This is a genomic window from Paenarthrobacter sp. TRD_SC_7 (genome assembly GCF_056156245.1).
Genome location: NZ_CM149587.1, coordinates 2,776,372 through 2,799,709, shown reverse-complemented (window position 1 = coordinate 2,799,709; position 23,338 = coordinate 2,776,372). Strand labels below are relative to the sequence as shown.

General features: G+C 62.4%; 22 protein-coding genes. 12 read left to right on the top strand and 10 right to left on the bottom strand.

The features are described 5' to 3' along the window. Positions 1 to 89 precede the first annotated feature (89 nt). Positions 90 to 485, top strand: coding sequence for an RNA polymerase-binding protein RbpA (locus AC0J5Z_RS13640; RefSeq protein WP_475033010.1), 396 nt, complete (start codon positions 90 to 92; stop codon positions 483 to 485). On the opposite strand, the gene pgl is transcribed toward AC0J5Z_RS13640, so the two are convergent. The 6 genes from pgl to tkt are packed head-to-tail and all read right to left on the bottom strand — an operon-like array spanning position 438 to position 8,662. Beyond that, positions 438 to 1,256, bottom strand: a complete 819-nt coding sequence (gene pgl / locus AC0J5Z_RS13635) for a 6-phosphogluconolactonase (protein ID WP_475033008.1) — start codon at positions 1,254 to 1,256, stop codon at positions 438 to 440. The genes AC0J5Z_RS13640 and pgl overlap by 48 nt on opposite strands. Beyond that, positions 1,246 to 2,187, bottom strand: a complete 942-nt coding sequence (locus tag AC0J5Z_RS13630; protein WP_475033005.1) for a glucose-6-phosphate dehydrogenase assembly protein OpcA — start codon at positions 2,185 to 2,187, stop codon at positions 1,246 to 1,248. Before AC0J5Z_RS13630 ends, pgl begins: the two co-directional genes overlap by 11 nt. Next, positions 2,184 to 3,740: a glucose-6-phosphate dehydrogenase gene (gene zwf / locus AC0J5Z_RS13625; protein WP_475033001.1), complete on the bottom strand. Its 1,557-nt coding sequence runs from the start codon at positions 3,738 to 3,740 to the stop codon at positions 2,184 to 2,186. The genes AC0J5Z_RS13630 and zwf overlap by 4 nt, the downstream gene beginning before the upstream one ends. Before the next feature lie 15 nt (positions 3,741 to 3,755). Further along, positions 3,756 to 5,387, bottom strand: a complete 1,632-nt coding sequence (locus tag AC0J5Z_RS13620) for a glucose-6-phosphate isomerase (RefSeq protein WP_475032996.1) — start codon at positions 5,385 to 5,387, stop codon at positions 3,756 to 3,758. A gap of 6 nt (positions 5,388 to 5,393) precedes the next feature. Then, positions 5,394 to 6,512, bottom strand: a complete 1,119-nt coding sequence (gene tal, locus AC0J5Z_RS13615; protein WP_475032992.1) for a transaldolase — start codon at positions 6,510 to 6,512, stop codon at positions 5,394 to 5,396. 23 nt (positions 6,513 to 6,535) lie between these two features. Further along, complete coding sequence (tkt, locus tag AC0J5Z_RS13610) at positions 6,536 to 8,662, bottom strand: transketolase (protein ID WP_475032988.1); 2,127 nt, start codon at positions 8,660 to 8,662, stop codon at positions 6,536 to 6,538. 416 nt (positions 8,663 to 9,078) lie between these two features. Here tkt and AC0J5Z_RS13605 point away from each other — a divergent pair, with 416 nt between their 5' ends. Beyond that, on the top strand, positions 9,079 to 10,041 hold the full coding sequence (locus AC0J5Z_RS13605; protein ID WP_475032984.1) for a heme o synthase: 963 nt from the start codon (positions 9,079 to 9,081) through the stop codon (positions 10,039 to 10,041). Positions 10,042 to 10,120: 79 nt separating this feature from the next. Here AC0J5Z_RS13605 and AC0J5Z_RS13600 read toward each other — a convergent pair whose 3' ends face one another. Continuing rightward, positions 10,121 to 10,669 (bottom strand): TOPRIM nucleotidyl transferase/hydrolase domain-containing protein, encoded by a 549-nt coding sequence (locus AC0J5Z_RS13600; RefSeq protein WP_475032982.1) that lies wholly within the window; start codon positions 10,667 to 10,669, stop codon positions 10,121 to 10,123. 224 nt (positions 10,670 to 10,893) lie between these two features. Between AC0J5Z_RS13600 and AC0J5Z_RS13595 the strand changes: the two genes are divergently transcribed. Genes AC0J5Z_RS13595 through AC0J5Z_RS13580 form a run of 4 tightly spaced genes read left to right on the top strand, consistent with a single transcriptional unit; the run spans position 10,894 to position 15,316 of the window. Further along, complete coding sequence (locus AC0J5Z_RS13595) at positions 10,894 to 11,274, top strand: peptidase inhibitor family I36 protein (RefSeq protein WP_475032979.1); 381 nt, start codon at positions 10,894 to 10,896, stop codon at positions 11,272 to 11,274. 4 nt (positions 11,275 to 11,278) lie between these two features. After that, on the top strand, positions 11,279 to 12,187 hold the full coding sequence (locus AC0J5Z_RS13590) for a hypothetical protein (protein ID WP_475032975.1): 909 nt from the start codon (positions 11,279 to 11,281) through the stop codon (positions 12,185 to 12,187). Beyond that, on the top strand, positions 12,174 to 13,358 hold the full coding sequence (locus AC0J5Z_RS13585; protein WP_475032973.1) for an efflux RND transporter periplasmic adaptor subunit: 1,185 nt from the start codon (positions 12,174 to 12,176) through the stop codon (positions 13,356 to 13,358). The genes AC0J5Z_RS13590 and AC0J5Z_RS13585 overlap by 14 nt, the downstream gene beginning before the upstream one ends. Positions 13,359 to 13,417: 59 nt before the next feature. After that, entirely contained in the window at positions 13,418 to 15,316 is a 1,899-nt protein-coding gene (locus AC0J5Z_RS13580) for an ABC transporter ATP-binding protein/permease (RefSeq protein WP_475032969.1), read from the top strand. Positions 15,317 to 15,322: 6 nt separating this feature from the next. Here the strand turns inward: AC0J5Z_RS13580 and AC0J5Z_RS13575 are convergent, their stop codons facing one another. Genes AC0J5Z_RS13575 through AC0J5Z_RS13565 form a run of 3 tightly spaced genes read right to left on the bottom strand, consistent with a single transcriptional unit; the run spans position 15,323 to position 18,040 of the window. Next, complete coding sequence (locus AC0J5Z_RS13575; RefSeq protein WP_475032964.1) at positions 15,323 to 16,267, bottom strand: COX15/CtaA family protein; 945 nt, start codon at positions 16,265 to 16,267, stop codon at positions 15,323 to 15,325. A gap of 46 nt (positions 16,268 to 16,313) precedes the next feature. After that, positions 16,314 to 17,078 carry an ABC transporter permease gene (locus AC0J5Z_RS13570; protein ID WP_475032962.1) on the bottom strand — a complete coding sequence of 255 codons (765 nt, stop codon included), beginning with the start codon at positions 17,076 to 17,078 and terminating at the stop codon, positions 16,314 to 16,316. Beyond that, positions 17,075 to 18,040 carry an ABC transporter ATP-binding protein gene (locus AC0J5Z_RS13565; RefSeq protein ID WP_475032960.1) on the bottom strand — a complete coding sequence of 322 codons (966 nt, stop codon included), beginning with the start codon at positions 18,038 to 18,040 and terminating at the stop codon, positions 17,075 to 17,077. The genes AC0J5Z_RS13570 and AC0J5Z_RS13565 overlap by 4 nt, the downstream gene beginning before the upstream one ends. A 109-nt stretch (positions 18,041 to 18,149) precedes the next feature. On the opposite strand from AC0J5Z_RS13565, the gene AC0J5Z_RS13560 reads away from it, so the two are divergent. From AC0J5Z_RS13560 to AC0J5Z_RS13535, 6 genes are read left to right on the top strand one after another with little or no spacing between them, the layout of a single operon-like run. Continuing rightward, the gene (locus tag AC0J5Z_RS13560; RefSeq protein ID WP_475032957.1) at positions 18,150 to 18,971 is read left to right on the top strand and encodes a helix-turn-helix transcriptional regulator; all 822 of its coding nucleotides are present in this window, start codon (positions 18,150 to 18,152) and stop codon (positions 18,969 to 18,971) included. Beyond that, complete coding sequence (gene sufB, locus AC0J5Z_RS13555) at positions 18,971 to 20,434, top strand: Fe-S cluster assembly protein SufB (protein ID WP_011774792.1); 1,464 nt, start codon at positions 18,971 to 18,973, stop codon at positions 20,432 to 20,434. Before AC0J5Z_RS13560 ends, sufB begins: the two co-directional genes overlap by 1 nt. Positions 20,435 to 20,436: 2 nt before the next feature. Further along, the gene (sufD, locus tag AC0J5Z_RS13550) at positions 20,437 to 21,750 is read left to right on the top strand and encodes a Fe-S cluster assembly protein SufD (RefSeq protein ID WP_475032955.1); all 1,314 of its coding nucleotides are present in this window, start codon (positions 20,437 to 20,439) and stop codon (positions 21,748 to 21,750) included. Positions 21,751 to 21,771: 21 nt separating this feature from the next. Beyond that, a complete protein-coding gene (locus AC0J5Z_RS13545; protein WP_475032953.1) occupies positions 21,772 to 22,128 on the top strand; it encodes a non-heme iron oxygenase ferredoxin subunit in 357 nt (118 codons plus the stop codon). A 43-nt stretch (positions 22,129 to 22,171) separates the two neighbouring features. Further along, positions 22,172 to 22,957: a Fe-S cluster assembly ATPase SufC gene (sufC, locus tag AC0J5Z_RS13540; protein ID WP_014921882.1), complete on the top strand. Its 786-nt coding sequence runs from the start codon at positions 22,172 to 22,174 to the stop codon at positions 22,955 to 22,957. A 13-nt stretch (positions 22,958 to 22,970) separates the two neighbouring features. Beyond that, the gene (locus AC0J5Z_RS13535) at positions 22,971 to 23,303 is read left to right on the top strand and encodes a metal-sulfur cluster assembly factor (RefSeq protein WP_089595078.1); all 333 of its coding nucleotides are present in this window, start codon (positions 22,971 to 22,973) and stop codon (positions 23,301 to 23,303) included. The last annotated feature ends 35 nt before the right edge of the window (positions 23,304 to 23,338 follow it).

The window sequence follows — 23,338 nt, the reverse complement described above, 5'->3', positions numbered from 1 at the left end:
CCGTCGAGCCCCTCGCATTAGACTGGCCCTGTTGGCCGTAGGGCCCACAGGCCGTGACGGCCGACCACCGAGTCGCTAGGGGTTCGAAAATGGTTCATGGCACGTCTGGTTATCGGGGCACCCGCGCAGGTGTAACCCAGGGTTCAGCTCCGAGAAATGAAAGCGACCACGGCGCAGGAGAACAACTGCCGCGTATTCGCGTCCCCTATTGGTGCGGCAAGGGACACGAAACACGGCTTGTTTTTCTTAAGCTGCCGGACGAGCAGATTCCAAGAACGTGGGACTGCCCGAAATGTGGTTTGCCCGCTACGCGGGATCCCGGCCATCCTGCGCCACCAAGGCCGGAGGATGAAATCTTCAAATCGCACCTTGATTACGTTAAAGAAAGACGCTCCAGCCAGGACGCCGAAATGGTCCTGGCTGGAGCGCTGGATCGGTTACGCGCCCGCGGGATCCTTCCTGACCAACTGCTGGGGGACACGTGACGCCGCGTTCTCGTCTATAAGCCACAGCGTCCTCGCACGCCCCACAGGTCCGGCTGCCGGGACCTGGACCGGGTTGGCGCCTGCCAAGGCCAGGCCCACAGCGCCGGCTTTGTCCTCGCCGGCAACAACCATCCAGATTTCCTGCGCGGTGTTGATGGCCGGCAGCGTCAGTGAAATGCGCGACGGCGGCGGCTTGGGCGAGTTTTCAACGCCCACCACGGTACGTGACTTCTCGCGAATTCCGGCCTGCTCGGGAAAGAGCGACGCTACGTGCGCATCGGGTCCGACACCCAGGAGCAGGATGTCAAAGCGCGGCAGGATGCCGGGCTTCTCAGGCCTGTTATCAGACGTATCCGCTGCATGCTCGGCCTCGGCAGCTGCCCTGAGCTCTTCCGCGTAGGCGGCTGCCGCTTCGTCCGCGGTGGCGTACTGATCGGCGGAGCCGGGTTCGTGAACCCGGGCCGGATCTACGGCCAAGTGGGTCAGTAATGCCTGGTGTGCTTGGCGGGTGTTCCTGTCATCGCTGTCAGCGGCGACAAATCGCTCATCACCCCACCAGAAGTTGACCCTCGACCAGTCGACAGCAGGTGCTGCGGCAGAGTCGGCGACAGCCTTCAAGGTCCCGATGCCAACGGTTCCGCCGGTCAGGACCACAGTGGCCTCGCCATGCTTGTCCTGAACATCCACAAGCTTGGTGATGAGACGCGCCGCAATGGCGGCCATCAACACCTTGGAGTCGGGGTGGATGCTTACTCTTGGCTCAGCGTGCACTGGTCTGGACTCTCCTCTGGCTGGTTAGTGGAAGTCCCATCGTAATCACTTCTCCGAAGACTTCGTCCGGATCAAGCCGTCGGAGTTCCTCTGCGAGGCAATCCTTCAAGCTTCGGCGGGGGAGGGTGATGCGTTGCGCGGGCTGTCCCGGTTGGGTCAGCTCGGCCACGGACAGGCCCGGACGGAAGAGCTGGACATCGCCGCTGGCGCGCGTGAGACGCACGCGTCGGATACCGGTACCTGCCGGATCGGCAACGATCGTGACAGGGGCCTGCAGTGCGAGGCTAAGCCAGGCCGCCAAGAGTAGCGTACTCGGAGAGTCCGAGGCGCCCTCGACGGCCACTGCGGAGACAGGGTCGCCGTCCACTTGGTCGAAAACGGCGGCGAGCTGCATGCGCCAATTGGTCAATCGGGTCCAGGCCAGGTCGGTGTCGCCGGCTTTGTACGTGGCCCGAATGTTCTCCAAGGCGAGCCGGGGGTCCGGTTCGTTGGCTGAGTCCGTGATGCGCCGGTGGGCGATGCGGCCAATCGATGTCTCACAGGCGCTTTCCGGTGCACCGTGCGGCCACCACGCCACGATGGGTGCGTCCGGGAGCAACAGTGCCGCGACGAGGGATTCGCTCTCATGGGCCATGTGCCCGTGGCCACGCAGGACGATGACCTCGGAAGCGCCGGCGTCGCCGCCCACACGGATCTGCGCGTCGAGGCGGTCTGGTCCTTCCACGCCGGCGTCGGCCAGCACGATGATCCTGCACGGGTGTTCCCGGCTGGCTTCATTGGCTGCCTCGATGGCGTCTTCTTCCTGCCCGGACTTGGTCACCACTACCAGCGTCAGGACACGGCCCAAGGCGATGACGCCGCCTTGTTCGCGCAGCGACATGATCTTCTTGGAGATCTTGGAGGTGGTGGTATCGGGAAGATCTACGATCATGGCCTTCTCCAGGTTCTTCCGTCGCGGGCCAGCAGGGCATCGGCCGAGGCCGGTCCCCAGCTGCCGGGTGCGTAGGGTTGCGGTTGTTCATCCAGGCCTGCCCAGTATTCCTCAAACGGGTCAAGGATCTTCCAGGACAACTCCACTTCCTGATGGCGCGGGAAGAGCGGCGGTTCGCCCAGGAGCACATCCAAGATGAGCCGTTCGTACGCTTCGGGGCTGGACTCAGTGAAGGAGTGTCCGTAGCCGAAGTCCATAGTGACATCGCGGACTTCCATCTGCGTGCCCGGAACCTTGGAACCGAACCGGATGGTGGCGCCCTCGTCGGGCTGAACGCGGATGACCACGGCGTTCTGGCCGAAGTCGTCCTCGCCGTGATCGCGGAACAGCAGGTTCGGTGCACGCTTGAAGACCACGGCGATCTCAGTCACGCGGCGGCCCAGGCGCTTACCGGCGCGAAGGTAGAACGGAACTCCGTTCCAACGCCGGGTATTGATGTCCACCCGGATCGCAGCATACGTTTCAGTCTTCGAGTCGGCAGGGATACCGTCCTCGTCCAGGTAACCGAGGACTTCCTCGCCACCTTGCCAGCCACCGGTGAACTGACCACGCGCCGAGTGGGTGGAGAGGTCATCGGGCAGCTTGACCGCCGCGAGGACCTTTTCCTTCTCAGCCCGCAGGTCATCGGCATTGAAGGAGATGGGCTCCTCCATCGCCGTCAACGCCAGCAACTGCAGCAGGTGGTTCTGAATGACGTCACGGGCCGCGCCCACGCCGTCGTAATAGCCTGCACGCCCACCGGTGCCGATATCCTCGGCCATGGTGATCTGGACATGGTCCACGTAGTTGGCGTTCCACAGCGGTTCGAACAACTGGTTCGCGAAGCGCAGCGCCAGGATGTTCTGCACCGTCTCCTTGCCCAGGTAGTGGTCGATCCTGAACACGGCATCGGCAGGGAACACCGATTCCACGATGTCGTTGAGCTGACGGGCGGACTCGAGGTCGTGCCCGAACGGCTTCTCGATGACCACACGGCGCCACTGACCGGGCCTGGCCTGCGCCAGGCCGTGCTTGGACAGCTGGCGGCACACCTGCTCGAAGGCCTTAGGCGGGATGGACAGGTAGAAGCCATGATTGCCGCGGGTACCGCGGGTTTCGTCGAGCTCATCCAGGACATCGCCGAGGCGCTCGAAAGCGTCGTCGTCATCGAACTCGCCCTGGACGAAGCGGATACCGGATGCGAGCTGCTCCCACACCGCCTCGTCGAACTTGGTCCGCGCGTGGGCTTTGACGTTTTCCTTGACCTCAGCGGCAAAGTCGGCGTTGTCCCACTCGCGGCGGCCGAAGCCCACCAGCGCGAAGCTGGGAGGCAGAAGGCCACGGTTGGCGAGGTCATAGACCGCCGGCATGAGCTTTTTACGGGCGAGGTCGCCGGTGACTCCGAAGAACACCAACGACGACGGCCCAGCGATGCGGTTCAGGCGCCGGTCCCGCGGATCCCGCAAGGGGTTCCGAAGACCTGAGGTCTTCCTGCCGTTTTCAGTTTCTGGCATGTTTGGTTCTGTGCCTTAGCTTTCGAGTGCGCTGGCTTGGTTGGCCAGCACAGCGACGACTTCCTGGAGTTGGGCTACGCCCGCAGCGCGCTCGGTGAGGTGCAAGCGCAACACAGGCCTGCCATGACCTTCCAGGACCTGGGCATCGCCCGAGGCCTGTGCGGCAATGAGCTGGCCGAAGGTGAAGGGGCGCTCAGGGATGTCGAGATCGGTGGGTGATGCAGCAGTGACCTGCAGGAACACCCCGATGGCCGGTCCACCCTTGTGGAACTGGCCCGTGGAGTGGAGGAAGCGCGGGCCCCAGCCGAACGTCACAGGACGTCCGCTGACAGCCGCGAGTTCGTCGCGGATTCCTTCAAGCGGTGCGTAGGAAATACGGTCAAAGTAGGCCTGAACGCTCAAGTAACCATCCGTGCCGAGCTGGGCCAGGAGCGCCTGCACGGCTTCCGAAACAGTGGAGGCGGAGCCAAGCCAGTCAGCGCCGCGAACTTCCACGGCACCGTCGGTGAAAGCTGCGGGAGTGGGTTCCGGCCGCGCGTCCAGAAGGCCGCGCGCGGCTACTTTGGCTGCCTCGACGTCGGGCTGGTCGAACGGGTTGATGCCTAGCAGGCGTCCCGCCACGGCTGTTGCGAACTCCCAGACGAACATCTGGGAAGGCAAGCCACCGGCAATGGCAACCTCGTTTTCGCGAAGTTCGACGTCGGCATCCGCACCCACCAGCCGCACCACCAGGACGTCGCCGGCGCCGTTGGTGGCCTCAGGGGAATGCGGACCTGCTACGACCGGCAGAACGCCGGTGCCCAGCTTGCCGGTGGATTCCGCGATGAGCTGTTCGGCCCAGTCGGCGAAACCGACGATGCCTGAACCGTCCTCGGCGATGACGATCTTGTTGCGCAACGGGCTCGTCCCACCCAAGGCAATGCCCAATGCCAGACCGATGTTGTCAGCAGAGTCCTCATTGAGGATCTCAGCGGCCTCTTCTGCTTCGTCCAGGAATGCCTGGATGTCCACGCCGGCCAGCCCGCAAGGGACCAGGCCAAAAGCGGTCAGTGCCGAGAAACGGCCGCCCACATTGGGATCGGCGTTGAACACTGCACGGTAGCCGGCCTCGCGGGAAGCCTTGTCCAGCGGGGAACCCGGGTCCGTGACAATGATGATCCTGCTCTTGGCGTCGATGCCGGCGTCGCTAAACGCCTTCTCGAATACGCGTCGCTGGGAGTCAGTTTCGACGGTGGAGCCGGACTTGGAAGAAACGACGATGGCCGTCTCCGCCAGCCGGTCCGACAAGGCAGCACTGACCTGTTCGGGATCAGTGCTGTCCAGCACAGTCAGCTCGACGCCGGCAGTGCCGGCAATGACCTCGGGAGCCAACGAAGACCCGCCCATGCCACACAGGACAATGCGTGAGACGCCGTCGGCGCGGAGGGCATCACGAAGTTCCAGGATGACCTCAACCAAAGGCTGGGACACGGTGGCAGCCTCTACCCAGCCGAGACGAATCGCGGATTCGGACTCCGCCTCAGGTCCCCACAGGGTGTGGTCCTTGGCGAAAATCCTCGTTGCGATCTTGTCCTCGACCAAGCTGTCAATGTGCTGGGCGATGGCCTCTTGCGCGGCACCGCTGGCGTCGTAGCTGATTGTGCTCATAGTGGGTTAGGAAGCCTTCCGTGCGGTGACGAGTGCGCCTTCGACGTCGGCGAGGAGTTCCTTCCAGGAGCCCACGAACTTCTCGAGGCCTTCGGTCTCAAGGAGGGTCACGACGTCGTTGTAGGAGACGCCGAGTGCTTCGAGGGCGTTGAGGGTCTCGTTCGCTTCGTCGTAGGTGCCGGTGATGGTGTCACCGGTGACAACGCCGTGGTCGAAGGTCGCGTCGAGCGTCTTCTCCGGCATGGTGTTGACCACGCCGGATGCGACGAGTTCCGTGACGTAGAGGGTGTCCGGGTAGGCCGGATCCTTCACACCTGTGGAGGCCCACAGCGGACGCTGGGGAAGCGCGCCGGCCTCGGCCAGCACCGCCCAGCGCTCGGTGGAGAAGAGCTCTTCGTAGACCTGGTAGGCCAGGCGTGCGTTCGCAACGCCCGCCTTGCCCTTCAGTGCCTTGGCTTCGTCGGTGCCGATGGCGTCAAGGCGCTTGTCAATCTCGGAGTCCACGCGGGAGACGAAGAACGAAGCCACGGAGTGGATCTTGGAGAGGTCGTGGCCGTTTTCCTTGGCCTGCTCAAGGCCGGACTGGAAGGCGTTGATGACCGCGCGGTAGCGCTCCAGGGAGAAGATCAAGGTCACGTTGACGCTGATTCCCTCGGCCAGCGTAGCCGTGATGGCTTCGAGGCCTTCCAGGGTTGCCGGGATCTTGATGTGGACGTTGTCCTTGTTGACCTTGGCGTAGAGGTGCTTGGCCTCGGCGATGGTGCCGGCGGTGTCCCATGCAAGGCGGGGGTCAACCTCGATGGAGACGCGGCCGTCCACACCGTTGGTGGCGGCTGCCACCGGTGCGAAAAGGTCGCAGGCGTCCGCGACGTCCGTGGTGGTGATCTCGAAGATGGTCTCTTCGACGCTGGCACCGGCCGCGGCCTGGGCCGCGATGGTGGCGTCATAGTCTGTGCCCGCGGTGATGGCGGCGTGGAAGATGGACGGGTTGGTGGTTACACCAACCACGTTCTTCTCGTCGATCAGCTTCTGCAGGGTGCCGGTCTCGAGGCGATTCCGGGAGAGATCATCGAGCCAAATGGAAACGCCGGCGTCGGAAAGCTGCTGCGTGGGAGTTGTAGACATGTGTTTTCTCCTGTTGTGGGGGATCAGGCCGTCAAGCCTGCGAGGGAGTCTTTTGCTGCGGCGGCAACGGCTTCGGACGTGATGCCGAATTCGTTGAAGAGCCGCTTGTAGTCGGCCGAGGCGCCGAAGTGCTCCAGGGAGATGGAGCGGCCTGCGTCGCCGACGAAATCGCGCCAGCCCAGTGCCAGGCCGGCTTCAACCGAAACGCGGGCCTTCACAGCAGCAGGGAGCACAGACTCGCGGTAGGCCTCGTCCTGCTTGTTGAACCACTCAACGCACGGCATGGAGACGACGCGGGTAGCGATGCCTTCAGCCTGCAGGGCTTCGCGGGCCTGGACGGCGAGCTGGACTTCCGAGCCGGTACCGACCAGGATGACCTGCGCGTCAGCGGTCACGCCGTCCTTGGAGGCTTCGGCCAGGACGTAGCCGCCCTTTGCAACACCTGCGGTGGAACCGAAGGTGTCGCCGGTTGCTTCGCCTTCGCCACGGGCGTACGTGGGGATGTTCTGGCGGGTCAGAACAATACCGGCCGGGTTCTCGTGGTTCTCCAGCATGGCCTTCCATGCTGCCGAGACCTCGTTCGCGTCGCCAGGGCGGACAACGTCCAGGCCCGGGATGGCACGCAGGGAGGCGAGCTGCTCCACCGGCTGGTGGGTGGGTCCGTCTTCGCCGAGGCCGATGGAGTCGTGCGTCCATACGTACAGGGACGGGACACCCATCAGAGCGCCGAGGCGGATGGCCGGGCGCTGGTAGTCACTGAAGATCAGGAAAGTACCGGAGAAAGCGCGGGTGCGGCCGTGCAGCGAGATGCCGTTCACGATCGAGGCCGCTGCGTGCTCACGGATACCGAAGTGCAGGACACGTCCGTACGGGTTGCCCTTCCAGGCGTCCGTGGAGCGCGACGTCGGGATGAACGACGGCGAGCCTTCGATGGTGGTGTTGTTGGACTCGGCGAGGTCGGCGGAGCCGCCCCAGAGTTCCGGCAGGACCGGACCAATGGCATTAAGGACCTTGCCCGAGGCTGCGCGGGTGGAAACATCCTTGCCGGCTTCGAACACCGGAAGAGCAGCGTCGATGCCAACGGGAAGCTTCTTGGCTTCAACACGCTCCAGCAGGGCAGCAGCGTCCGGGTTGGCGGACTGCCAGGCCTCAAACGAGGTCTGCCAGGCAGCACGTGACTCGGCGCCGCGGTCCAGGACCTTGCGGGCGTGCGCCAGGACTTCCTCGTCTACGTCGAAGGACTTGGCCGGATCGAAACCGAGCACAGTCTTCAGCGCTGCGACTTCCTCGGCGCCCAAAGCAGAACCGTGGATCTTGCCGGTGTTCTGCTTCTTCGGCGCCGGGTAGCCGATGATGGTGCGCAGCGAGATGATGGACGGCTTGTTCGTCTCAGCCTTGGCAGCGAGCAGTGCCGAATAGAGCTCCTGGACGTCTTCGACGTAGTCGCCGGTCTTGGTCCAGTCAACGCGCTGCGTGTGCCAGCCGTAGGCCTCGTATCGCTTCAGGACATCTTCCGTGAAGGCGATGTCGGTGTCATCTTCGATGGAGATGTGGTTCTCGTCGTAGATCACTACGAGGTTGCCCAGTTCCTGGTGGCCGGCGAGCGAGGAAGCCTCGGACGTCACGCCTTCCTGGAGGTCACCGTCAGAGGCGATGACCCAGATGGTGTGATCGAACGGCGACTCGCCGGCGGGAGCATCGGCGTCGAACAGGCCGCGCTGGCGACGCTGGGAGTAAGCGAAACCAACAGCGGAAGCCAGGCCCTGGCCCAGCGGGCCAGTGGTGATTTCCACGCCGGCGGTGTGCTTGTACTCGGGGTGGCCCGGGGTCAGTGAACCCCAGGTACGCAGCGCCTCGAGGTCCTTAAGCTCCAGGCCGTAACCGGAGAGGAACAACTGGATGTAAAGGGTCAGCGAAGTGTGTCCGGGGGACAGGACAAAGCGGTCGCGGCCAATCCAGTCCGGGTTCTTCGGGTCATGGCGCATCAGCTTCTGGAACAGCAGGTACGCTGCCGGAGCCAAGCTCATCGCCGTACCAGGGTGGCCGTTGCCCACCTTCTCCACGGCGTCAGCGGCCAACACGCGAACGGTGTCTACTGCCTTCTTGTCCAGGTCGGTCCATGACAGTTCTTGCTCTTCCAAATGTGGCACGAAAACCGAGCCCCTCTCTGTGCTGACGGCAGGCGTATGGACACGGCACGCAGGAAGCACAGGATGGCGCCCGCTGCAATGTGTCTACCAGCCGTTCACCATTGAAACGTTGATCTCTCATCCAGACGCACGGATATCCGAGAATACGGTTTCCCGGATCGTCAACGTGTGCTGATCTGCTCAACAGCTTAGCCCTAAACGTGTCGCGGAACTCAGGGAATCCCACTAACTGGACAGAAATTCCCTTATATGAATCACGATGGCCCACCGGCGGAGTGAAGATTCGGAAACATTGACGTATTTTGCGGACATCGGGCCACTTCCGGCCACGGTATGATATTTGGAGGCCACCAGCGGTTCATGCGCCCGGTTTGAGGGACGGCAGCCGCTGCGAGAACCCCAGAGCATAGAACAGAGTGACTGCCGCCGTGAGCACAACTGATACGCCCCTTAACGCGTCCCCGGCCCGGGGAAGCATCGGAATTTCCCGTAAGTTCAAGGCGTATCTGGCTCTGACCAAACCCCGTGTCATCGAGCTGCTCCTGGTCAGCACACTGCCTACCATGATCTTTGCGCAGCGCGGCTTCCCGTCCATCGGGCTGATCCTGGCAACCCTCGTGGGCGGTGCGTTCGCTGCTGGCAGCGCCGGCGTGTTCAATTGCTACATCGACCGTGACATCGACAAACTGATGCACCGCACGGAGAAGCGTCCGCTGGTCACCGGCGAAGTGACACCACGCGAAGCCTTGGTGTTCGCTTGGATTCTTGGTGCCGCCGCGATCGCGATCCTTTGGTTTGGGGCCAACCCGCTTTCTGCATGGCTGGGCCTCGGTGCCATCGTTTTCTACGTGGTCATTTACACAATGATCTTGAAGCGCCGTACCGCCCAGAACATCGTGTGGGGTGGAGCCGCCGGATGCTTCCCCGTGCTCATCGCCTGGGCAGCCGTCACCAACACTGTTGAGTGGCCCGCAATTGTCCTGTTCATGGTCATCTTCCTCTGGACGCCCCCTCACTACTGGCCGCTGTCCATGCGCTACGGCGAGGACTACCGCAACGCCAAGGTACCCATGCTCGGCGCGATCGCCGGCGCGAAGGTGGTTTCGGTGCAGGTTGTCCTCTACGCCTGGGCGATGGTTGCGTGCTCCTTGCTGATGATCCCCGTAGGCGGGGCCGGTTGGGTCTACACGATCGTCGCTGTTGCTGCCGGTGCGTGGTTCCTCTACGAGAGCCACGCCCTCTACAAGCGCGCACAGGGTGGCGACGTCTCCAACAAGGGCGCCATGAAGGTGTTCCACGGCTCCATCAGCTACCTGACGCTGCTCTTTATTGCGTTGGCCGTTGACCCGTTCATCGGTTCGCCGATCATCGGCGGCTAGCCCACCAACGTTCGCTCACATCCCTTGGGCTTGAGCTCAACGTTCGCTCACATCCCTCGGGCTTGAGCCCAACGCTCGCTCACATCGCGAAAGATGCAACCAGACGAGCCAGTGGAGGAGGCGCCTGTCCTTCCGGTAGCGCCTTGACAAGCAGAGGCGCGTATCGGATCTTATTCCCGCTGCGCCCCCCGAAGAACCGCCGTAACTGCCCTTCCACAGACCGGTCCCGCAACGAGGGCTGGCGTTGCAGGAGCTCAAAGGACGCGAGTTCCCCTTGGGCCGCGATGACGTTGAGCACGGCATCAACGCCAAGGCATCGGATGAATTCGTCCTCCAAATCGGCGTTACAGACCTGGAAGCCTCGGTCTTCCAGCGGGCCTGACCCTATGCCAGCCCGCATGAGGGCACGGGCAATGCCCGCAGCCTCTCCGAAATCGCATAGACCCAACAATCGGTGGCCCGCCCCATGCGGCCCATAGCGGTCGAGGAAGTGGCCGATGCTTGTGGCGCCATTCATCGGCACAATTGAAACGCGTTCCACCCTTAGGTCGTGGCCAAGCCCCTTAGCCAGCATTTCCACAGCCAGCCGGTCGCTCTCGCCCTCCACCAACACTGTCGTCTCCTGCACAGAACCAGTATGGCGGACAAGGGTAGTGACTTCTCTAACCAGTGCACACCAAGAGCTCAACACCTAGAAGCCTCATTGCAGCACCTAGTTTGGACCCCTGAACACTCATCTTTTGACTGAACGCCACCTAGATCCTCGAAAGGCAGCCTAGGTGGTGCTCAAGGCGATTTAACGTTCGAGGTGGAACAGAGCTGTTCCACCTCACACGAGCATTGGGGATTCTCATGAAAAACATCCTGCGCACAGCCGGAGTGCTTGCAGTTGCTTCAGCCTCGGTATTGACCGGGGTTTCTGCAGCCCAGGCCGCACCGGCGTGCTCCACCGCACGGGTATGCCTTTACGACAACTACTGGTTCACCGGGACCTCCAGGTCCTTTGGCTGGGTCACGTATAACGTGGGCGTGGACGCCAATGATAAGGGGAGTTCCTTAGTAGTTGGACCCGCCGCAGATCCAGCTTCGCCCTATGTCTATTTCTATGTTGACAGCAATTTTGTTGGCCACAATGTGGTTTTTCGGGCCGGCAATGCCTCAAATGATCTGCGCGGACTCTACATGACGTCCACCCGGAACTGGGACGACGAAATCACGAGCGTCTGGGGCTAGTCTTTTGGCGTACAAGATCAAAAAGCTGCCGTCCGCGGCACTTGGCGTGCTGGCGATGCTGGTTGCTATCGCCGGCACGTCGTGCTCCAGCGAACGCGACCGTCCGTCGGAACCCGGGGCCACCCTCAGCTTGCCTGCGATTGATCGGAGCGCCGGAGCGAACGCGCGGGCCTCCCTCAATGAGATCACCGGCGAGGTTGTGCTGCCCATGAGCGCCTACTGGTACTCCGACAGGGAAAACGTCATGGTCAATTCCGCGGTCGCGTTTCTCATTTTCGACTGCGTTGAAGAGGCTGGATTCACTGTGGCTCCCTGGGGAGGCGGCGGCAAGGCACTGCAGGACAGCAGGTATGGTCAGTGGTCACGTGCCTTGGCCGCAAAGAATGGTGCCCTGCCGGAGATCCGGAAAATTCCTGGTGTGATGGAGGAGCAACCGGAGCGCCCGGCACTTAGCGCCAAGCAACAAGAAGCGGAATCCCGGTGCACCAAGTCTGTAGGGCGCGCTGGCTTACCTGAACTTCTGGAGGGACTGGTCGGCGATACGTCCATCCAGAACCAAATCTCCGACATCGCGGTGGGACTGACGGAGCGTGACCCGGAGTTCCTTACCTTCCGCCAGGGCTGGGAAGACTGCTTGGCAGGGAAAGGCCTGAAGCTCACGGAAGCAGGTTCCTGGAACCTGCAATCAACCGGGTCAAAAGAAGACGAAATCCGTGTTGCCCTGCTGGATCTTGACTGCAAGGACGCGGGCGGCGGTGCCAGGAAACCCTATGACATCCTTGCTCAGTACCAAGCAGCACAAATGAAGGACCATCAGGCTGAGCTCAACGCCTTGGCAGAAGAGAAGGCGGCCGCCGTGGAACGAGCGAAGCAAATACTGCGGGACCACGGTGTTGCTGATGCACGACTCTGAGGTGACCCCGGCGGGTCGAGCCATGAGGCGCGTTCCCCGGTGGTGGCTCATTCCCGCGGTGCTGGTGATGGTATTGGCAGGCCTGGGCGCCGCTTACTGGACGGGTGCCAGCGGCGTTGCCAGCGCAGGGCCCTCGTCGTCAACGCCCGCGGTTATCCCTGTTTCGGCAACCGTGGAGCGTCGCGCGGTCATCAAACAGGTGGTGCTCTCCGGTAAGGTCGTGGCGGGTGCACAACACGCGATCACAGCGAGTCCCTCCGAAGGTATTGACAGGCTGGTTTTGACGGCAGCCGCCAAAACGGTGGGAAGCGTGGTGGCCCCAGGCGAACTGCTGGCCGCTGTGTCCGGGAGGCCGTTACTCCTACTCCCCAGCGGTGTGCCGCTGTACCGCGATATCGAGCTGGGTGATTCCGGCCCCGACGTCGCAGCCTTGCACACCGCACTGGCCGGTTTTGGCTATGCCGTTTCCTCGACGGATACCTTTGAAACCGGCACACAACGCGCCTTGATCGACTGGTACAAGGCAGCCGGTTACGAAGCACCAACCTCAACACCTTCGCCGAAAGCGATCAACCCCGGGGACGTGGACTCCCAGCCCCTTTCGACCAAGCAGGCCCCCGGCGGGGTAGTTTTCCGGTGGCGGGAATTCGTCCAAGTCCCCGGCGATACGGGGACGATCGTTTCCATGGCAGCCAATGGGTCGGTCCTCGCTGAGGACGGCATCGTTGCCCAGGTGAAGATTGCTGACGACTCCATTGTTGCCCGGGCGGACGTTGTCCAGTCCGAGAGTTTTCCCGTGGGTGGGGCCGTTACTGTTCGCGCCGGTTCCGCAGTCCTCGAAACCAAAGTAGTGCATGCAAGCGGCTTTTTGGAGGGTGACCAAAGCAAGAACGAAATCCCTGGAAAAGACATTACGTTTGCGGTCCCATCGGGCGCGCAGGGATTCGCCGCGGACCAGTCCGTCACTGTGACCGCAGGCAGCGCCGCCGCGGAGTCCCTGGCCGTCCCTTTGATCGCGGTCCGGCAGGAAGGAGGGGACCCCTACTTGGTGCTTCAAAAAAACGGTGAGCCGCAGCGGGTGAAGGTAACGGTCATGGCACAGGCGGATGGGTGGGCGGCCATTGCTGACGTGGACGGGTTGGCACCTGGCGACGAGGTCGAATTGCAATGACTTCGCACTGGCATGTCCAGGAAGCGTCCGTTCCGCCACAACACCGTCCGATCCTTAGCATGCGGGACGTCCAGCGCGGGTTTTCCGGCGCGCAGGCCTTGAATGGGCTGCACCTCGATATCTACCAAGGCGAGTTCGTAGCCATTGTTGGGCCCTCCGGCTCGGGAAAATCGACGCTTCTCAACGTCCTCGGCCTTTTGGACACAGCTTCGGCAGGGACTTACTTGGTGCAGGGCACGGACGTGTCAGGCATCAGCGAGCGACAGCGAGCCGATCGACGCGCCAGTCTCTTCGGTTTCGTCTTCCAGGACTCGCACATGGTGGGACGCGATGCCGCGGCACGCAATGCCGTCCTCGGACTGCGTGCAAGGGGAATTGCTCTGTCCGTCCAAAAGCGACTAGTGATGCCCGCACTACACAAGTTTGGCCTTGCGCATAAGGCCGCCACCCCCGCTTCCTTGCTCTCCGGAGGCGAACGGCAGCGGCTGGCAATTGCCCGTGCCGTCATCGGAGCCCCGGGAATCGTGCTCGCTGATGAACCGACAGGCAGCCTGGACACCGCCAATGGCAGGGTAGTCCTGGACCATCTCCGCGAGCTTCATGCCGCAGGAACCACCGTTGTCCTGGTCACCCATGACCCAGGCATCGCTGCTGCTGCTGACCGGGTCATCACAATGCGGGATGGGCTGATCGTGGGTGACACCGGCTCCGCTACGGTCCGCGTCGACGCGCCAGTAACACCAGGCGACAGTTCCGCTCCCCATCACCTTGCACGGCGCATCCACCATGAAGCTGCAGACGTGATTGCGGATGCGTTGTCTGCGCTGACGGTCCGCCCGACCAAGGCCCTTCTGCTGGTGCTGGCATTCCTGCTGGGGAGCGGCGGGCTTGTAGCCGCCATGGGGCTGAGCGAGAGTGCAGCCGTCAAGGTGTCCGCGAGGATCGACGCAGCCGCCAGCGACGAAGTGCGGGCTATGCGTGAGGGCGGTTACGCCTCGTGGGTTGCCGTGACAGAGGACCTTCAGCGGTCAAAGGAGCTGTCCGGCGTTCTCGAGGCCGGAGTTCTTGCTGAGCTTTCGGCGTCGATAGTGCAGCCTTCGACCTTCCGCCCTGGGTCCTTTCCCGAACAGCCTGTCTTCACCGGAGCAGTCCGGGTCGTTGATTCCGCCTATCTCCGACTCCAAGGGGCCACCATTTCCTACGGCGATGCCAGCCTGCTTGATCAATCTTTCGGTGGACCAGCCGCATTCCTCGGTCAGGATGCCGCCATCCAACTGGGCATCGCAAGGCCAGGTCCCGGCGTCGTCATCTGGCTGTATGGTGAGCCGGTTCCGGTGGTGGGCATCATCGAGAATCCGGGGAGGGATCCGATTCTTCCAGAATCGGTGGTGGTGGGAGTCGGGTCATACCCCGTGACCAGCAGAGTGGCGGCCAGCCTGGTCTTACGGACAGAGCCGGGCATGCCGGCGGCCATCGCGGAGGCACTGCCTAAGGCATTGAGTCCCACTGAGACAGGCGCCGTGACGGTGCAGACCGTGGCGGACCTACGCGACCTCAAGCACGGGATTGACGCTGACCTGGGGCGGCTAGTTGGCATTGTCTCCATTGTGCTCTTGGCCATCGCCTGTTTGAGTGCCGGAACCACGATGTACCTCGGTGTCCTGGCCCGGTCGAGCGAAATAGCTCTTCGACTGGCATTGGGCATGCGGAGGGGTCCACTGGCTGGGATGTTCCTGTTGGAAGGCGCCGTGGTGGGAGTGTTGGGCGGCACTGCCGGAGCGGCAGCGGGCATGGGGGCAGTCCTGTTATACGCATCCACTGAAGGCTGGGCGGCCGTGATCCCTTGGTATGCAGCGCTGTGGGGAATCGGAGCCGGTCTGGCCAGCGGAACCCTGTCCGCCCTATACCCGGCCCTGGTGGCTTCGCGATCCAACCCCGCCCAGCTCATCCGGGCATAGAAAAAGCTAGTTGGCGGGGCTGTGCTTCGCTAAGTCGGCAGCGTTGGTGGCCGCGCTCATCAGCACGGCTGCGCCGAACATATGCGCACCAACCAGGAGAGCAGGGATTCCGTTGTAGTACTGGGTGAAGCCGATGACAGCCTGCAGCAATGTGACACCCAGCAGAAGATACGACGCCGATCGGAACGGACCGCCGATCTTGTGGCGGATCACCAGGAACACCGCGAAGAGCGTTCCGGCAGTGATGAGGTAGGCAGGGACCGCATGGATGTGCGAGAAGAGGTCCCAGTCGAGGTCGTTGCGGGGAGCGTCTGCGTCTCCGGCGTGGGGTCCGGCTCCTGTAACGACGACCCCCAGCATCACAGAGAGAGCGGAGAAAACTGCGACAGCAAGCATCACGGGGCGAGCAAGCGAGGGGATGGCCGGCAGGGTGCGGTTCATGAAGCGGCCGGTCCGTCCGTAAGCCCGGTTGACCAGCAGCGTGGCAAAAACCACCAAGGCCATGGATACAAGGAAGTGCAGGCCCACAACCCAGGGGTTGAGGCCGGACAGTACGGTAATCCCACCGATGATTGCCTGGGCCGGGATGCTGGCAAGGAGTCCCAAGGCAAGCATGAAGAGGTCGCGACGTTCCTTGCGAAGGTTCCACAAATACACCAACATCATGGCGGCCACTGCGGCGAGGGCGAAGGTGAGCAGGCGGTTGCCGAATTCAATGAACCCGTGAATGCCCATCTCCGGCGTGTTAACCAACGAATCGCTGGTGCAGCGCGGCCACGTCGGGCAGCCCAAGCCGGAAGCTGTGAGTCGTACGGCACCGCCGGTGACCACCAGAACGGTCTGCCCAATGAGCGACAACAAGGCCAACCTGCGCACCGCCTTGTTAACCTCGGTAGGCAACTTGGACGTGAATCGCTGGATGGTTTTCGGGAGGCGCGATGCCGTGCTCACAGTTTTCTCAATTCTCAGTTCTGCATTGTCGGTGGATACATGCTGGTTAGTTCCACTTGAACCAGCGGATGGCTGCGGCGCCGGCTAGCACTGTCCACAGCAGGAGGATCAAAACAGCGGGGAGGGGGACGGCCCCCATTAGGAATGCATCTCGGAGTGCTTCACCCAGCGCACCGGACGGAAGGAATTGAACGATGCCCTGCAGCAAAGAGGGCAATCGGTCGGCCGGCACCACAATGCCGCCCAAGGCACCCAGCAGTATCCACAGCAAATTGGTAATCGCCAGGGTAGCTTCGGGCCGCACCGTTCCCGCCACCAACAACCCCAATGCGGTGAAGGCAGCGGCGCCAAGAACCAGCAGACCCACTCCGGGAAGCCAAGCCTCGAGCCGTGGTTGCCATCCCAGCAAGCCGGCAACTGCACCGACTACCAGCACCTGAAGGAACAGGACCACCAGCACGGCGAGAATCTTGCCCGCAATGAGTCCGCCCCTGCCAAGGGGAGTAGTGGACAGGAAGCGGAGTACTCCGTATCGACGATCAAAACCGGTGGCGATGCCCTGACCGGTGAAAGCCGTAGACATGGCGCAAAGAGCCAGAATCCCCGGTGTGGCAACGTCTATTCGCGAGCCGCCGAGGCCATCGAGCATCGGGGTGACCACCAGACCTACGAGTGCCATTAACGGCAACACAATGGCGAGAATGAGTTGCTCACCGTTGCGCAGCATGGTGATGGTCTCGTAGCGGCCCTGCTGCACGATCCGGCGCGGCAGCGATGCCGGTCCGGCGTTGGGGGAGAGAAGCTTGCTCATCGGAGGTCCCTTCCGGAAATGTCCAGGAATACGTCTTCCAGGCTGCGGGCTTCCAACCGCAGCGAGGCAGGCATGATGTTCCGTTCAGCCCACCACGCGGTGAGGGCCGCCAAGTCCTTCGGCGTGAGCTCACCAGCAATGGCGTAGCTGCCCGAGCGGGTCTCGGTAACTTGGAGGCCCACGCCAAGGACACTGGCAAAGTCCAGCCCTCCGGGGGCATCGAAGTATAGCGTCCGGTCCGTGATCGCGGAGTCTGCGGCATGATCGTGCTGGAGCAGCTCGGCGACCGTTCCTTCCACCACGTTGTGACCGCCGTCGATGATGTACACATAGTCAGCCAGGCGCTCCGCGTCATCCATCAGGTGCGTTGTCAGCACGATGCCCATCCCGGCGTCCCTGAGCTCGGCAATGAGTTCGAAAACCATTTGCCTCGACTGCGGATCAAGCCCGGCGCTGGGTTCGTCGAGAAACAGGATTTCCGGATTGCCCACCAGCGCGGCCGCGAGTGCCAGCCGCTGCTTCTGGCCACCAGAGAGGCGGCGCACGCTGGTCCTGCTGAACTGGTCGATTCCCAGCCGTTCCACCAAGGCGTCAACGTTCATGGGCTTTTGGTACATGTCTGCGACGTGCCGCAACAAGGGGATGGGACGGGCCGACGGCGGGAGGCCGCCGTCCTGGAGCATCACACCTACGCGGGACCTCAAGTCGGCGCCTGCCGTATCCGGGTCCGCGCCAAGCAGGGAAATGGTTCCGCCTGTTCGCTTCTGCAACCCTTGGGCACATTCCAGGGTGGTGGTTTTACCCGCGCCGTTCGCTCCCAACAGGGCGGTTACTTGGCCGCGTTCGGCCACCAGGGACAGTCCACTGACTACCCTGAGCATTTTGCCGTCAAGGGAGGCCAGGGGGCCTACGTCCTTTATGAGTCCATCTATGGTGAGGACAGGGGAATCGGGGGATCGCACCAGAGTATTCTACGGGAAGTAGTACGGTCACACTCGGCGGCCAGCGCAGGTCAGTCTTGCCTTACTGGATGCATGAAACAAATTACGACATGATTATGTTGTGTATTCCATGAGCAGTCCAACTTCCATGCCCTCAACACGGCATGCTGCAGCGGCAGAGGCATTCGTTGCTTCGCCTGTGCTGCCGGACGCGGATGACCGTACACGGGACCGCGTACTGAGCGCAGTACTGGAGAACGGCCCGGTTAGCGCCGCGGAACTAGGCGACCTTTTGGGATTTACGCCGGCTGCAGTTCGGCGCCATCTTGACCATTTGGAACGCAGCGGTGTCATCGAGGTCAAGCGCGTGGCCAAAGCCGGTTCAGGTGCAGGCCGCCCGGCGCGCCGTTACGTCCTCAGCTCGCAAGGGCAGTCCAAGCTCGGCGACGACTACCTGAATATTGCCAGCTCCGCGCTCAGGCGACTACAGGAACTTGCCGGCGCGGACGCAGTCCGGGAGTACGCAGAAGAACGCTTCTCGGACATGGAGCGCCGCTACGCCCCAGAGGTGGAAGCAGCCGGTGATGACATCACGGCCCGCGCCGTGGCGCTTTCGAAGGCCCTCAGCCGCGATGGCTTCGTTGCCTCAGCCCACTCCATGGAAGCCAAGGCGCCTTTGCCGGCAGCGTTGTCCAGTGTCCAGCTTTGCCAGGGCCACTGCCCGATTCAGCGGCTTGCCGCAGAATTTCCCGTGTTTTGCGACACGGAGACCAAGGTCTTCTCGCGCTTGGTGGGTGTCGATGTCCGGCGCCTCTCCACGCTCGCACAGGGCGGACACGTCTGCACCACCCACATACCTACCGGGCGCCCGGCTGCCACGGCATCCCCAGATGTCGCAGAGCAGCCCGGGAACCCGTACCAGGAATCAAACAACCAGCAAGAAAGGCCGTGATGACGGACCAAATAGCAGAGAAAGCGGTAGCTGACGGCACTGTGATCTCGGAGATTCTGGAGAAGAATCCCGAACTGCACGGTATCGGAAACTACGAGTACGGCTGGGCCGACAAGAACGACGTAGGCGCCAACGCCCGTCGTGGCCTCAACGAGGAGGTCGTCCGCGACATCTCCTCGAAGAAGAACGAGCCTGAATGGATGCTCGATCTGCGGCTCAAGGGCCTGAAGTATTTCGATCGCAAGCCCATGCCTACCTGGGGTGCAGACCTCTCCGGCATCGACTTCGACAACATCAAATACTTCGTGCGCTCAACGGAGAAGCAGGCAGCAACGTGGGAAGACCTTCCGGAAGACATCCGGAACACCTACGAGAAGCTGGGCATCCCCGAAGCTGAGCGCAGCCGCCTGGTCTCGGGTGTCGCTGCCCAGTACGAGTCCGAGGTTGTCTACCACCAGATCCGCGAGGACTTGGAAGCACAGGGCGTCATTTTCCTGGACACCGACACCGCACTGCGGGAACACCCGGAGATCTTCCAGGAGTACTTCGGCACCATCATTCCGGTGGGTGACAACAAGTTCGCTTCGCTGAACACGGCTGTATGGTCGGGCGGATCATTCGTGTACGTGCCCAAGGGCGTGCACGTGGACATCCCGCTGCAGGCTTACTTCCGCATCAACACGGAAAACATGGGCCAGTTCGAGCGCACGCTGATCATCGCCGATGAAGATTCGTACGTTCACTACATCGAAGGCTGCACGGCTCCGATCTACACCTCGGATTCCCTGCACTCGGCTGTTGTGGAGATCATCGTGAAGAAGGGCGCCCGCGTCCGCTACACGACCATCCAGAACTGGTCCACCAACGTGTACAACCTCGTCACCAAGCGCGCCATCTGCGAAGAGGGCGCCACCATGGAGTGGATCGATGGCAACATCGGTTCCAAGGTGACCATGAAGTACCCGGCCGTCTACCTCGTTGGCGAGCACGCCAAGGGTGAGACCCTGTCCATCGCCTTCGCCGGCGAAGGCCAGCACCAGGACACCGGCTCCAAGATGGTGCACATCGCACCGAACACCAAGAGCTCCATCATTTCCAAGTCCGTGGCCCGCGGCGGCGGACGTGCTGCTTACCGCGGCCTGGTCCAGGTCCGTGAAGGCGCCAAGCACTCGGCCAACACGGTCCGCTGTGATGCCCTCCTGGTGGACACCATTTCCCGTTCGGACACGTACCCGTACATCGACATCCGCGAGGATGACGTTGTCATGGGCCACGAGGCCACCGTTTCCCGCGTCAGCGAAGAGCAGCTCTTCTATCTGATGTCCCGCGGCATGCCTGAAGACGAGGCCATGGCCATGATCGTGCGCGGCTTCATCGAGCCGATCGCCCGTGAATTGCCCATGGAATACGCTCTTGAGCTGAACCGCCTGATTGAACTGCAGATGGAAGGGTCCGTCGGTTAACAATGACTGATATCACTACTGAAAAGGCGCGCATCGGCGCGCCCTCGGCCCAGCCGTTTATCAACGGCTTCACCGAGGAAGGCGAGAACCTTTCGCCCGTCAACACCGGAACGAACACCAGCACGACGTCGGAACAGCCTTCCGCTGGTCCTCTCGCTGGCGCTTCGGCCAAGAGCCACTCACACGGTGGCGGCGTAGGCATCCCGGACAGCTCCCGCGCAGGCCGTCTTACCTCCTACAAGCTGGCAGACTTCAAGCCGCTGAACGGCCTTGAGGAAGACTGGCGCTTCACTCCCCTGAAGCGCCTGCGTGGCCTCCACACCGACGTCCTCAACGGCGCAGCTCCGGCTGTCAGCGTGACTGCGCCGGCCGGCGTCGTTGTTGAAACTGTTGGCCGCGATGACCAGCGCATTGGCCAGGCGGCCATCCCGGAGGACCTCGTGTCCGCCAACGCCTGGGAGAACTTCGCCGAGGCCACGGTTGTGACCGTGCCCGCCGAGCTGCAGGCCGAGAGTGAAGTTTCTGTCCTGATCACCGGCGCTGGCGAAGCACCTTCCGCCCAGCACATCGTGATCGTGGCAGAACGCTTCTCCAAGTCCGTCGTGGTCCTGGACCACCAGGGCACAGCGGTTGTCTCTGAGAACGTGGAGATCATCGTCGAAGACGGTGCTGAACTAACCGTGGTCTCCCTGCAGGAATGGGCCGATAACGCCGTCCACGCCTCATCGCAGCAGGCAAAGATCGGCCGCGATGCCAAGTTCAAGCACATCGTGGTCAGCCTTGGCGGCGACCTCGTTCGCGTCACGCCGTCCACGCGCTTCACTGCGCCCGGTGCCGACGTCGAAATGTTTGGCCTGTACTTCGCCGACGCCGGACAGCACCTGGAGCAGCGCCTCTTCGTTGACCACGCAGTGGCCAACTGCAAGTCCCGCGTGCTCTACAAAGGCGCCCTTCAGGGCCGCAATGCCCACAGCGTCTGGGTTGGCGACGTCCTGATCCGAAAGGAAGCAGAAGGCACCGATACCTACGAGGCCAACCGCAACCTGGTCCTCACGGACGGCGCCCGCGCGGACTCAGTTCCCAACCTGGAAATCGAAACCGGTTTGATCGAAGGCGCGGGCCACGCCAGCGCCACCGGCCGTTTCGATGATGAGCACCTGTTCTACCTCATGGCCCGCGGAATCCCGGAAAAGGTTGCCCGCCGCCTGGTGGTCCGAGGCTTCCTCAACGAAATCATCCAGCAGATCAAGGTCCCGGCAATCGAAGAGCGCCTGACCGCAGCTGTTGAGCGCGAACTCGCCGCGACCGACAACTAAGACAGGCCAGGCAGAGCAACAATGAGTGAAGAAACCAAGGGCGAACTGGTATGCAACGCCAATGACATCCAGGTCAAGCAAGCGCTGCGCGTCCTGATTGATGACTATCCAGTAGCCATCGTCAAGGACTCGATGGGCGACATCCACGCCATCGCCGATACCTGCTCGCATGCGGACATCTCGTTGTCCGAGGGCGAGGTTGAAGGCTGCGCGATCGAATGCTGGGGACACGGTTCCCAGTTCGACCTCCGCAGCGGACAGCCCCTCCAGCTGCCTGCTTACGACCCCGTCCCCGTTTTCGCCGTCTCCATCGATGGCGACGACGTTTACGTGGACGTGACCAACGTTGTGAACGGCGCCTCGGTAGATCACTACTGAGCGCCCAGTACCGCCAGACTTACGAACGGAAAGAAAGAAGAGCATGTCAACTCTTGAAATCAAGGACCTGCACGTCAGCATCGAGACGGAGCAGGGCACCAAGGAGATCCTGAAGGGCGTCAGCCTCACCATCAAGACCGGTGAAACGCACGCCATCATGGGCCCCAACGGCTCAGGCAAGTCCACCCTCGCCTCCACCATCGCCGGCCACCCGCGTTACAACGTCACCAGTGGCACCATCACGCTGGATGGCGAAGACGTGCTGGAAATGAGCGTCGACGAGCGCGCCCGTGCAGGCGTCTTCCTGGCCATGCAGTACCCGGTAGAGGTTCCCGGCGTCACCATGACCAACTTCCTGCGGACCGCCAAAACTGCGATCGACGGCGAAGCACCGGCCCTGCGCACGTGGACCAAGGACGTCAAGGCAGCCATGCAGCAGCTCCGGATCGACGCCGACTTCGCACAGCGCAACGTCAACGAAGGCTTCTCCGGTGGTGAGAAGAAGCGGGTTGAAATCCTTCAGCTCGAGCTTTTCAAGCCGAAGTTCGCCATCCTGGACGAGACCGACTCCGGCCTGGACGTCGACGCTTTGAAGGTTGTCTCCGAGGGCGTCAACCGCGCGCACGAAGAGGGCAATATGGGCACACTGCTCATCACCCACTACACCCGTATCCTGCGATACATCAAGCCGGACTTCGTTCACGTGTTCGTTGACGGCAAGGTTGTTGAAGAGGGCGGCCCCGAGCTCGCGGACCGTCTTGAAGATGAGGGCTACGACCGCTACGCTCCGGGCGCCGGCGTTGCCGTTGCTCCTGCTGTGCAGGCCTAGTTAGGATCGTTCCATGACCGAAATCAACACGGCGCGAACCAGCCTCGAGGACGTCGAGGAAGCGCTCAAGGACGTTATTGACCCGGAACTCGGGGTCAACATTGTGGACTTGGGCCTTCTTTACGGACTCAAGTACTCCGACGACGACGGCGCGCTCCTGATCGATATGACACTGACCACTGCGGCTTGCCCGCTGACGGACGTGCTTGAAGAGCAGGTTGGCAAGTCCCTTGACGGCGTGGTTGATGATTGGCGCCTGAACTGGGTATGGATGCCGCCATGGGGTCCCGAGCGGATCACCGACGACGGCAAGGACCAGATGCGGGCCCTCGGCTTCAACATCTGATCAGCAGTTTTTGCTCGCTTCGGCGGGCACAAGGA

Excerpts from the sequence above, each read along its gene's own strand:
- AC0J5Z_RS13640 (WP_475033010.1), top strand. The coding sequence starts at position 90 with ATGGTTCATGGCACGTCTGGTTATCGGGGCACCCGCGCAGGTGTAACC.
- AC0J5Z_RS13630 (WP_475033005.1), bottom strand. The coding sequence starts at position 2,187 with ATGATCGTAGATCTTCCCGATACCACCACCTCCAAGATCTCCAAGAAG.
- zwf (WP_475033001.1), bottom strand. The coding sequence starts at position 3,740 with ATGCCAGAAACTGAAAACGGCAGGAAGACCTCAGGTCTTCGGAACCCC.
- AC0J5Z_RS13620 (WP_475032996.1), bottom strand. The coding sequence starts at position 5,387 with ATGAGCACAATCAGCTACGACGCCAGCGGTGCCGCGCAAGAGGCCATC.
- tal (WP_475032992.1), bottom strand. The coding sequence starts at position 6,512 with ATGTCTACAACTCCCACGCAGCAGCTTTCCGACGCCGGCGTTTCCATT.
- AC0J5Z_RS13595 (WP_475032979.1), top strand. The coding sequence starts at position 10,894 with ATGAAAAACATCCTGCGCACAGCCGGAGTGCTTGCAGTTGCTTCAGCC.
- AC0J5Z_RS13585 (WP_475032973.1), top strand. The coding sequence starts at position 12,174 with ATGCACGACTCTGAGGTGACCCCGGCGGGTCGAGCCATGAGGCGCGTT.
- AC0J5Z_RS13580 (WP_475032969.1), top strand. The coding sequence starts at position 13,418 with ATGCGGGACGTCCAGCGCGGGTTTTCCGGCGCGCAGGCCTTGAATGGG.
- AC0J5Z_RS13570 (WP_475032962.1), bottom strand. The coding sequence starts at position 17,078 with ATGAGCAAGCTTCTCTCCCCCAACGCCGGACCGGCATCGCTGCCGCGC.
- AC0J5Z_RS13560 (WP_475032957.1), top strand. The coding sequence starts at position 18,150 with ATGAGCAGTCCAACTTCCATGCCCTCAACACGGCATGCTGCAGCGGCA.
- sufB (WP_011774792.1), top strand. The coding sequence starts at position 18,971 with ATGACGGACCAAATAGCAGAGAAAGCGGTAGCTGACGGCACTGTGATC.
- sufD (WP_475032955.1), top strand. The coding sequence starts at position 20,437 with ATGACTGATATCACTACTGAAAAGGCGCGCATCGGCGCGCCCTCGGCC.
- AC0J5Z_RS13545 (WP_475032953.1), top strand. The coding sequence starts at position 21,772 with ATGAGTGAAGAAACCAAGGGCGAACTGGTATGCAACGCCAATGACATC.
- sufC (WP_014921882.1), top strand. The coding sequence starts at position 22,172 with ATGTCAACTCTTGAAATCAAGGACCTGCACGTCAGCATCGAGACGGAG.
- AC0J5Z_RS13535 (WP_089595078.1), top strand. The coding sequence starts at position 22,971 with ATGACCGAAATCAACACGGCGCGAACCAGCCTCGAGGACGTCGAGGAA.